6 protein-coding genes are annotated in these 10866 nt (G+C 65.8%); 3 read left to right on the forward strand and 3 right to left on the reverse strand.

What is annotated here, in order from left to right:
* Positions 1 to 225: 225 nt before the first annotated feature.
* Complete coding sequence (locus SM418_RS36985; RefSeq protein WP_371946305.1) at positions 226 to 843, reverse strand: Uma2 family endonuclease; 618 nt, start codon at positions 841 to 843, stop codon at positions 226 to 228.
* Positions 844 to 1234: 391 nt separating this feature from the next.
* Between SM418_RS36985 and SM418_RS36990 the strand changes: the two genes are divergently transcribed.
* From SM418_RS36990 to SM418_RS37000, 3 genes are all read left to right on the forward strand, one after another.
* Positions 1235 to 3568, forward strand: coding sequence for a 2OG-Fe(II) oxygenase (locus SM418_RS36990; protein ID WP_371946306.1), 2334 nt, complete (start codon positions 1235 to 1237; stop codon positions 3566 to 3568).
* Between the two features lie 13 nt (positions 3569 to 3581).
* Positions 3582 to 5126, forward strand: a complete 1545-nt coding sequence (locus tag SM418_RS36995) for a plasmid pRiA4b ORF-3 family protein (protein ID WP_371946307.1) — start codon at positions 3582 to 3584, stop codon at positions 5124 to 5126.
* Positions 5127 to 5480: 354 nt separating this feature from the next.
* Positions 5481 to 5753 (forward strand): hypothetical protein, encoded by a 273-nt coding sequence (locus tag SM418_RS37000; RefSeq protein WP_371946308.1) that lies wholly within the window; start codon positions 5481 to 5483, stop codon positions 5751 to 5753.
* A gap of 187 nt (positions 5754 to 5940) precedes the next feature.
* Here the strand turns inward: SM418_RS37000 and SM418_RS37005 are convergent, their stop codons facing one another.
* Together SM418_RS37005 and SM418_RS37010 are read right to left on the reverse strand one after the other, a co-directional pair.
* Positions 5941 to 7005 (reverse strand): integrase core domain-containing protein, encoded by a 1065-nt coding sequence (locus tag SM418_RS37005; protein ID WP_371946309.1) that lies wholly within the window; start codon positions 7003 to 7005, stop codon positions 5941 to 5943.
* A 1024-nt stretch (positions 7006 to 8029) separates the two neighbouring features.
* Positions 8030 to 10834 (reverse strand): pPIWI_RE module domain-containing protein, encoded by a 2805-nt coding sequence (locus tag SM418_RS37010; protein ID WP_371946310.1) that lies wholly within the window; start codon positions 10832 to 10834, stop codon positions 8030 to 8032.
* Positions 10835 to 10866 lie beyond the last annotated feature (32 nt).

The raw sequence follows: 10866 nt of genomic DNA on the forward strand, positions 1-10866 counted from the left end.
ATCCACGGCATCACCCAGATCAAACAGACCGTGCAGGCCATCGGCCGCCGCCCCATGCGAGCCGCCCCACTGATCACATAACGTCACGACCGGCGATCAACAACCGACTTTGAAATCGCCCTGCCGGGGGCCTGCCCGCCCTGTGCATATGGGATCATCGGGATGCGCAGGCCCGGGTTCAGGTGCCAGAGTAGGGTCTCTGATGCCGGCCTGACCGGACGGCGCTTACTGCCGGGGCAGTCGCCGTTGAAGATCGGTGAACGTGACCGCCAGCGAGACCGGCTGGGTCAGCACGAGGGCATCACGGTGCACCTGATACGGAGCGTAACGGACACCCGACCAGTCCAGACGTAGTTCCTCGACCTCGCTGATCGTTTCCCAGTCCTTGTCGAAATAGACGATCAGGTAGGTCGGGATTCCCGCTCGGGCGTACAACCGGCGCTTGATGGTCGTGTCGGCGTCGATGGTTCCTTCCGAGGTGACTTCGACGACCAGTAGCGCTCCTGAAGCCACCGTTGCGGCGTCATAGGGTTCAGAGCAGTCACGCACCATCACGTCCGGGAAGCGGACGTTGAGCCTTCGGGAAGCGTCAACCGAACCGCCGTCCGCCAGTCGCACGGGGGTGTCAGAGTTGACCTCACGACAAGGCCCGTCCGGGTCGATCGCTCGCTCCAGCGCATCCGCCAGACGGCGCACCACCCGGTCATGCGCAGGAGACTGCGCCATCGCGTGCACGACCAGACCGTCGACGATCTCGTACCGCGCCCCGAACGCGTGCGGATCAGTCGCCAGAAACTCCTCCAGGGCGACATGTCGCGAAGGAGAAGGCTCAGCCGTGGTCATCGACTTCCTGCCAGGTCCGGCCACCGGAACGGTGGCGGGGGTCGGTGGACTCAACCAGGTCATCATACTTCCTGGGCGAAAGCCGGGCAGTCACGACATCCTCCGCCGGCTGCACTGCTTTGAGGTGTGTTCCAGCCCCCGCAGCCGACAAGATCAGTCGCACCACGTCGCGGTGAGGTGCTGTGACAAGCATGCACAGCTACCACGGTCGCGGATCGGACCGGGGAGAGGAGCAGGACCGGATCGCCGAGCGTGTCTCCCCCTGATGAGTTTGGCAGAGAGGGTGGGTGCCGGTGCCGGTCGTCCTCGGAACGATTCCACGGACGAGCCGAGCACGTGCGACGTTCGGCATAGGCTTGTTCGCCGGGAGAAAGACGGGAATGGGTGAACTGTGACCGGGACGGCCCGTGAACGACTTGCCGAGTTGCTCGGCGACCTGGCGGAGCCTCCGTCGAGCGTCTACCTCAAGCTCTTCATGTCCGACCTTTCGGTCGCGGTGGACGGGATCGGCCCGCTCCGGTTCCCCGTCCCGGACGAGCAGACCGCCTGGCTGCGGGAGCTCGGCCGTCGGGCACGGTTCGGACGCGGGCGGCAAACCCTCACCGATCCGACGGTCCGCGACACCTGGGAGATCCCCAAGGAACTGGTGAGTGTCGAGTGGACCGAGGCCTTCGATGCCGCACTCGCGGTGATCCGTGATGGGCTGGGGTTGCCGGCGCACTGCGAACTCACCCCGGATTTGCACTCGATGCTCCTGTACGAGACCGGCCAGTTCTTCGTCACCCACCAGGACTCCGAGAAGGACGACACCATGGTCGGGACCTTGGTGGTGACGCTGCCATCAGTGCACACCGGCGGCGAACTCGTCATCGAGCACCTCGGCGACACCGCTGAGTACCGAGGATCGAAGGTCGCGGTCTCCCTGGTCGCCTTCTATGCCGACTGCCGCCACCAGGTCCTGCCGATCAAGACCGGCAATCGGATCACCCTCACCTACAACCTGTTCCTGACCGGCCCCGGCGCCGCCCTCACCGAGGACGCTCTCACCGAGGAACTCGCCGCCTGCCTCACCGAGCATTTCGCCACCCCGGCGAGACTCCTCTACGGCCGCGGCCATGCGGAACCGCCCATACGACTGGCCTACCTCCTCGACCATGAGTACACCGCCAGCGGTTTCAGCTGGTCCCGGCTCAAGGGATCCGACGCCCAGCGCGCCGCGCTCCTGCGAGCGGCGGCCGACCGGGCCGGATGTGACGTCGTCCTCGCCCTCGCTGAGATCCAGGAGACCTGGGACGCTCTCGACCCTGACCCCTGGAACGACAGTTATTACGAGGGCGAGGAAGAACACAAGACGGAAGATCCCGGGGACGACGGGGAATACGTCCTCCAAGACCTGATCGACTCCTCGATCACGCTCGCCCGCTGGACCGCGCCGGAAGAGGGCAGCCGTCCCGAGGACGTCTCGTTGACCATCCGCGACCACGAGGTGGCCGTGACGACCCCGTCCTCCCATCTGACGCCGTATGAGGCGCAGTACGAGGGCTACATGGGCAACTATGGCAACACCCTGGACCGCTGGTACCGGCGGGCCGCCCTTGTCATCTGGCCGCGTGCCCGAAGGTTCTCCAACCGGGCCCAGGCCACCCCCAAATGGGCGATGGACGAACTCGAACGGATGATCAGCGCGGGGAACACGTCCGAAGCGCAGGAAGTGGCCCGGACCCTGCTGCCGTTCTGGGACACCGCGATCCGCTCCGATTCGAAGAGTGCTCCCCTCGCGGCGACACTCCGCGCCGTCGGGGGGCTCGACGAACCGGAGACGGCCACTGCGCTCCTGCGTCCATTCGAGCTCGTACTACTGGCCCCCGGTCACGCGCCGCTGCTCGCGGGTCTGGCAGGGCACTACGGGGACGCCTGGATGGGCGACCTTCAGCGCGTCTGGTTCGAGTCCTGGCGGCGCGGCGCACACTCCTACCGGACAGAGGTGATGGACTGGCTCTGCGAACTCCCGCTCCTGGCCGCGGCTCTTCTCGCCGCCGGGCCCGACGGAAAGATCACCGCTCACCGCCTGCTGGAACAGGCCTGGAACCTGTACGCCGGCAAGGTCCGTTCCTGGCTGACTGGGCCGTCCACCAGCAGCCGCGACACCTGGCTGAGCGATCTGGGTCGGCCCCTGGCCGGGATCCTGACTGCCGCGGCGCAGACCGAAGCGCACGGCGTCCTTGACGAGGCCGTCCGGCTCGGACGGACCCCGAGTGACCAGACCGCCCTCCTCGTAGTCTCCGTGCTGCGAGCCGCCGGGGAACACGCCACAGGAAACGGCCGGGGCGCCGTCTTCGGCGACTTGGCCGCCGGATGCGCTGGACACCTCCAGAACGCTCTCGCCCGGCCGCAGCGGGCAACCGGCGACTGGTCGATCGATCCTCCCGAGGCCTGCTCCTGCGAACTGTGCGAGACCCTCGCCGCGTTCCTCCGGGACCGTGCGAGCCGCAGCCTCGAATGGCCGCTCGCCAAACAGGGGCGCTCCCACATCCACTCCCGGATCGACGCGGCCGAACTGCCCGTCCGGCACCAGACCCGCCGCCAAGGCCGTCCCTACACCCTTGTTCTCACCAAGACCGAGGCGCTCTTCGACACCGAACGCCTCATCCGCGAACGCCACCGGGCGGACCTCGCCTGGATCACCGAGAGCTGGACGCCGAAAAGCGACGCCCTCCCGTGCTGACAGAGAGAGCCCGATGAACACCGAACCCCCGCACGCCTGGAACGCCTCCGCGTTCGTCCTGACCCGCCGCGTCGCCGACTGGGCCGCGGACGCCGTCCCCGTCACCGCTTCCGGCATGCCCAGGCCCGCCGATATCCCGCTGCTCGGCCGGGCGGTGTCGATCCTGACCCCGGCGAAGGTCAACCGACTGGCCTACGTGCCCGAGTTGCACAGGGCCTGGCGGATCGCCGTCGCCACCGGCCTGGTGGAGGTCGGGCCGAAGACGGCCAAGGCGACCGGCCTGGCACCTGACACCTGCGACGACGCTGCGGACCGGTGGCTCGCGGGGGTCCGTGAGGCGATCAGCGGCGATGCCGAGTTCGTCACTTTGACCGTGGCCGCCGCGCTCGCCGAGGATCCGGCGCCCGTCGACCTGGAGGAGGTCTGCGACAGGACGGATCAGGCGCTCCGTGCCCGGCCCTGGAAGCACCGGGAGGCCTTCCGGCTCTTCGAGGACCCGGTCCCCGAAGCGCTGGCCCTGCTCGGTGTTCTGGGCATGGCCTCCGATACCGCTCTCACTCCCGCCGGACGGTGGGCGTTCATGCGTCTCCGCCCACCGGTGATCACTCCGTCGATGGGTGTGCGGGAACTGCTCTCAGCCCTGGAGGACTGCCACCACGACACCGCGGCCGACCTCGCCGCCCCTTGGCTGGATGCGCGCCCCCCGGCCGCCGCTGCCACCGAACTACTGGCCGAGGCCGCCTCGAGCGCCGCCCGGCGCCGAGCCACCGCCCTCGACCTGGTCGAGGGCCTTCCCTTCGCGGGAGCCGCCTGGCAGAACGTCACCGCCGATCCGGTGCTCGGTCCCGCCGCACGCCGGTGGCAGTGGGAACACGGCCTCCGCAACGAGGTCCCGCCCGAGGATGACATCTGGATGACGGTCGAGGAGATGGCCGTCAACCTCGACGCCGACCCGGCGTACGTGCTCGACCGGTTCCACGACCTGCCCGGCCGCGCCGCCGACGACAGGCTCGCCGTCGTCGCCTCGTCCGGCCACCCGGAACGGGACGCCGTCCTCACGGCCCTGACCGCTCTCGCCGCGCGGACGTCCCGCCCGCGGGTATGCCAACTGAAGATCTCCCTGACCGGCTGGGGGGCCTGGCGGCGCGTCATGGTACGCGCGACCGCCACGCTCTACGACCTTCACCAGATCATCCAGACGGTCTTCGACTGGGACGATGACCACCTGCACCTATTCACAGCTCCCGACGGCCGCCGCTACAGCGACCTGCTCCGCGCTGACCTCGACGCCTCCGACAGCGGCGGGGTTCGCATCTGCGAGGTTCTCCCCACCCCGTCCGTCAGGCTCCGCTACGTGTACGACCTCGGCGACGAATGGCGCCACGAGATCACCCTCCAGAAGATCATTCCGGCCGACCCCAACACGATCTACCCGGCCTGTACCGCCGGCAACGGCGACAGCCCCATCGAAGACTCCTGGACGGACGAAGGCACGTCCTACCCCACCCGCCCGTTCAATCTCGAAGAGATTTCCACCCGCCTGACGAAGCACGCATGAACGCTCCCCCCGGCCCGTCCGGAACCACCAGCCACACCTACGACGCCGACGGAAACCAGCTCACGACCACCGCCCCCGCCGCCGAGGCCGCCTCCACGGTCAGCGCCCGCACCTTCGACGCGGCCGGCCGCATGTCACAGCACGGGGTCACACCGTCATCGACCTGCGCCTGTACCTACCCCGTGACCGGGTCTGCGATGGGGGGACGCCGTGTACGGCGGCCGCGTCCTTGTGCTTGCCGAAAAGTACGTCCGTGCAGGTGAAAGCCCTAATGTCCGGCGGGTGGCGTCGCAGGTTGGGAACCGTTGCGGGACATGCCACGACGCTGCTCTCGCCTCGGGAGGATGGGCGGTTGTGCTGTTGCGACTGGCTTACTTGACCGTGGCGAACGCGTTCGCGGTGCTGCGTCTGCTTCCGATGACCGACCGGGAGAAGGACACCGAGATCTTGGTGCTGCGGCATCAGATCACGGTGCTGGAGCACCAATTGGAAGGGGCGAGGGTGCGGTTCACCGGTCCGGATCGAGCGCTGCTCGCGGCGCTACTGCACCGGCTGCCTCGTGGCGTATTGCGGCAGATGCGGCTGCTCGTTCGGCCGGACACAGTACTGCGCTGGCACCGGACCTGATCGCGGGTCGGCACGCAGCTTGCTCCAGACCCAAGCGTCCGGGGCGACCACCGACCGTCCGCTCCATCCGGGCTCTCGTCCTTCGACTGGTGCGGGAGAACCCGAGCTGGGGCTACCGGCGGGTGCACGGCGAACTGCTGGTGCTCGGCGTTAGGGTGGCCTGTGGGGCCCGAAAACTCCGGTTCGGCTATGCCACCTGCGAGTATTCGTTGATCAGGCCACCGAGGATCTTCCGGCGGGTGATCCATTCTTGTCGGATGTCGATCAAGCGGGTGTGAGGTCGTGGTGGGCGTTGCTGAAGCGATCGGTGGGGGCGGTGCTGGTTGTAATGCCGGGCGTATTCGGTGAGTACGGCCCGTAGGTGGCGTTCTCCGAAGATCAGCATCCGGTCGGTGCACTCGCGGCGTGCGGTGCCCACCCAGCGTTCGGCGATTGCGTTCGCCCGTGGGGCTTGCGGCGGGATCTTGATGATCTTGATGCCGGTCGAGGTGAACACGTTATCGAACCCGGCGGTGAACTTGGTGTCGCGGTCGCGGATGAGGAACCGCAGCCGGTCCGCGTATGGGTCTAGGTCCATGAGCAGGTTCCGGGCTTGTTGGGTCACCCACATGCCGTTGGGGTCGGTGGTGAGGCCGGCGAGGTGGACCCGGCGGCTGGCGATCTCGATGAAGAACAACACGTAGATCCGTTTGAGGAATACCGTGTCGACGGTGAAGAAGTCACACGCCAGCATGGTCTTGGCCTGCGCGGATAGGAACTGGTTCCAGGTGGGGCCGGTGCGGCGAGGTGCTGGATCGATCCCGGCCCGCTTCAAGATCAGCCATACGGTACTGGCGGCGAGCTTGTAACCCAGTCCGAGGAGTTCTCCGTGGATGCGCCGGTGCCCCCAACAAGGGTTCTCGGTCGCGAGCCGTAGCACCAGCGTTCGGATCTCCGCGGCGGTCGGTGGTCGTCCACCGCGACGGGTCGGGTAGCTCCACTTCCGCCGGACGGCGTTCCTGTGCCAGCGCAAGAGTGTTGCCGGTGTTACGAAGAACGTCGGCCAGCGTGCGCGGGACAGTAACCGGGAGAGCAGGGCGAGCACGGCACGATCGGCCGGTTCGGTCCTGACCTTGCCGACCTGCCGACGCAGCACCGCCAGTTGATGGCGAAGAACCAGGATCTCCACCTCTTTGTCGACGTCGGCGCGGAGCCGCAAGATCACGAACTGGGCGAACCGGATGATCGCCTTGTACAGAAACGAGGCCAGCACAAGCGCTGATCCTGCCGTAACGACAGTGGTGATCGTGCGGTAACGGCGCAGGTCACCAACCCTAACCGAGGTTTTCGGGCCCCACAGGGTCTGGAGGCAGTGGAAGGGGTCGACATGTGGTGATGATCCACATGTGGCCCTTGTCTCGGATCGGGAGAGCCGGAGGCCAATCTGACCATGGGCCGGAGGCATGCCATCGCCCGTGTCACGTTCTTGATCGCAGCTGCTCTATAGGACTGCCGTGGTGGGGAGTGCTCGATGGCGCCGCCCGCGCCGGATGCGAACCTGCGGATTCACGTTCGCGGGAGTGCGTTGCTGACTGCTCTGGTGGTCTGCGCCGCCGGTTCTGTGGGCGACATGACCGGCTTGAGCGGGCGACGGAGTACCCGGTTTCGAGGTGCTACCAGGGTGGACGCAGGGCCCGGATCGAGCCGTCGAGCCGCCACCGAGCTGCCACGGGGACGAACCGGGGCATGTCGGGCGGTGGGCAAGCCGGGCATTCTCGCGTTTTCCCTGGTCAGGGGTGGTGGGTCGCGTGGGACTCGAACCCACAACCTACGGATTAAAAGTCCGAAATTGTCATATCAGGGCGGCGCTCTCAGTGTCATTACGTGCCGTTCTTTCCGCCTGGAGCCCTATTCGCGTGCTGTCCCATGTCGCCACGTGCCGATCTGGTTCGGAACCGCCGAGCCGCCAACGAGCCGCCACGGGGCCAGCATGGAACGTTAGCGATTATGGGACCTCTTCGCCGGCGGCCTTGCTTGACCTACGCAAACTGAGTGTGGGATGCACGCAGGTGCAGTAGGCCGTCACCAATCACGTTGGAGGAGACTCAAGCTGTCAATGCACACAGCACCCGCCCTGCCGACGAGTTGGAAAGCCGCGTTTGCGCATTGCTCGACCGGGACAGCCACCCCGGCATGATCGGTCGCGACAGCGGTACAAGCCACCTGCACTCGACCATCGGCAACGTGTCGCCTGCCGAAACCGGCCTGGAATCGCGCTCCTAGATGCAGAATTGGAGCTACTTCAAGTTTAGCTCGATCATCATTTGTTCCGATTCCTGCTCCTCTTCCTCTACCGGGGAGGCGGTCTCGATGTCGTCCTGGGGCAGTGCGTACTGATCGGCCAGTTTAGCCAGGTGTAGCACCAGAGGTAGACCTAGAACGTCCCGGTAGTCATCGCAGAAACGCTGCTGGTGGACAAACATGGCCCACTTTTCCGGATCGTCTTTCGGTTGCAGGCAGGCGATCGTCAGCTCGAGAAGGTCGGGGTTCCAGGCGTTCTTCGTGGGCCTGAACTCACTGCGGCCCTTCTCATTGACGTGGCGGGTGAGCTTTGCCGCTTCCACGCTTATGAGGTGAGTGCCCGCTTTGTCGGACGTGCTGTAGAAGATACGGTCGGAAGCTTCAGGTTTCCAAAGACCTTTCGCGATACCACCGCGTTGCTTGCCTTCATACTCCTCGTTGCTTAGCTCGGCGGGAGCCCACCATTGGCTGGTCTCGTCCCGGTCGCCGTCGGCGACCCGAATCACTCGCAGTTGCTTGCCGGCCAAGCTGATTCGTTGGAGCGGGCCCCGGTCGAACCCGATGCGGTCTTGGACCAAGCCCTTATTGGTGAGCCAGGGCCACCTCATGCGGATGTTCTGGGCTCTGGTCAGGACCAGGGTCGGATTGCCGCGCAGCATGCTCAGGGTCTTCTTCACGAACGCTGCGGTCGCGGCCGACTGCTGAGCCTCCGTCTTCAGGTCACCTTGGTCGATCTGGCCGGTAAGGCTGAGGAGGAGCTCGGGGTAGGGAACCCATTCAGCCATGTCCGCAGTCTTTCCCATGATGCACTTCTGGCCTGGGCGGATGAGGACGGCGATGGGGGTGAACTGCGCTTTGTTGGTCGGCCCGTCGGAGCGGCGTTTGACGAGCCAGAATGCTAGCTGGTTGAGCTGGTCTGGGATTGCTTCGCCGAGTGTGTGTAGGGGGGTGAAGCGCATTCCGGTTTGCCTCAGGCTGTCCAGCCATGCGGCGTCGGCGCGGAATATTGCATCTTGTTCTGCCTCTTCAGGGTCCTCGGCGTCATGGTCGAGGGGGCGGATGAACTGGCTGATGAGGCCTGCGTCCGCGAGACCCAGACGGATCGCGTACTTCGGGTCGTTGCGGCGGTTGGCGTTGGCGAATTTTTCCTTGCCGTCGAGTTCGACGAGGGCGAGTTTTGCGCCCGGTGCCTTCTCTTTGAGCTTTTCCGCGAATGCTGCGACGCCGGTTCGGCGTGTGGCGATCGCTTGATCGTGCTCTCGACCTCTCGCGGGTGGTTTGTCGCTTTGGCTGAGAGGCCCGCCCAGTGCCCCGATCGGCTGGGCATAGATCTTGATGTCCAGCTCGTCTGTGCTCCACTCCCACCTTGTGGGGCCTTGCTCAAGCCGGTGAGGGGAGAGGGCGAGGCTGTCCTCGGCGGCCTGGATGATGCGGTCTCGTGTGCCGTCCGCCTGATGGAGAACAATGGCGATGAGCGGGCGTCCGTCGAGGCTATCTGCGAGGCATTGTCGTCGCCGGATGCCGTTTCGATCGTCGCGAGCCTTGTTCTCGGCGAGGATGGCGGCGAGTTCCTCCTCAGAGATTTCCTTCTTGGGCACACTCTTATGGGATTCCAGTTGCTTCTTTGCAGGTGGGGCGACCTTGCTCCGTCGGAGGGTGGGCACCGGCAGGAAGTCGGGAAGAAGGGCCTGTTCTGCCCATTCGGTCAGCCTACGGCGTTCGCTTGGCATGAGCCCGGTGCCGATGGCGTGGTATCCCATCGCTGTGTGGTGGCTGACCGCGACCGCAATGTCGTCATGCCGACCGTCGATCCAGTGATCGGCCTCTTTGACGAGCCGCTCCACGGGTGGCAACTGCTGCAATGCGGAGACTCCGACCAGCATGCCTTGCGGTCCGCCGTGCCGCCAGTTCGTTGTTCCCCGGTTCCACTCGATCATGGCGACAGAGAGCCTTGACGGGGCTGGTCCTTCGGGGATGAGTGATTCATCGGGTAGTAGGTATACCGACACGCCGTCTTCGAGGGGCATCCACACCTGCCCGCGAACGAAGCGGCGCACGCCCGTAGTGAGGTGGATTCTTGGGATCGCTGAGAAGGGCGTGGACCGGAGGCTGAGCCGGATGTAGGCGGAGTAGCGCCAGAGCTTGGTGCCGTCGCCTTTCTTGTTCGTGGATTCGTAGGTCAACGGGGGCCAGGACATCAGCTCTGCACCGCCTGCTCGGGCATCGCCGGCGACCTGCCGGAACGATAGGCGCTCGCCTTGGTGCTCATACGGATCGAGCTGCGTGATACGAGTAGCCAGGACGTCCGGAAGAAGCCGAAAGAGATGGTTGGCAGGCAGCACCGTGCCACCCTCGGAGACGGTGCTCTCCAGGAGGTCCACGGTGCTCTCCCGCCAGGTCAGCCCCTCCGTTTCGAGTAGCCGGAAGGTCTTGTGGAGCAGGCGACGGGATTCGGGGTCTTCCGGGTCCCGCTGCAGGTCACGCAGCCACGCCGCCGCGAAGAGATTAATGAGGGGTGTCGGGTATGGGGTGGCGGCGTAGAGCCAGGGTTGCTCGTTGCCAAAGGTGGCGCTGTGGTCGACCGACACTAGATCCGGCGCCACGGCACGCATCACCTGGTTGATTGCTTTCGTTGGGATGCGCTTGCGTCGTTCGGCCTGTTGAGGGCTCATCCCGTGGTGGTACAGGTTCTTGATCGGCAGCTCCCAGTCAGCGGGCAGCGCAATAGTATGCATCTGCGCCTTGAAGCCGTCGTGGTGCGGGTTCGGCCAATAGGACGCGGGCTGGATCTCTGGATACACCACTGCGAGCCCTCCGACGTGGCTTGAACGGG

Source organism: Actinomadura chokoriensis (assembly GCF_041463665.1).
Lineage (GTDB): Bacteria > Actinomycetota > Actinomycetes > Streptosporangiales > Streptosporangiaceae > Spirillospora > Spirillospora chokoriensis_A.

Bases quoted from the DNA above. Each gene is read 5' to 3' on its own strand.
- SM418_RS36985 (WP_371946305.1), bottom strand. From the start codon at position 843: ATGACCACGGCTGAGCCTTCTCCTTCGCGACATGTCGCCCTGGAGGAG.
- SM418_RS36995 (WP_371946307.1), top strand. From the start codon at position 3,582: ATGAACACCGAACCCCCGCACGCCTGGAACGCCTCCGCGTTCGTCCTG.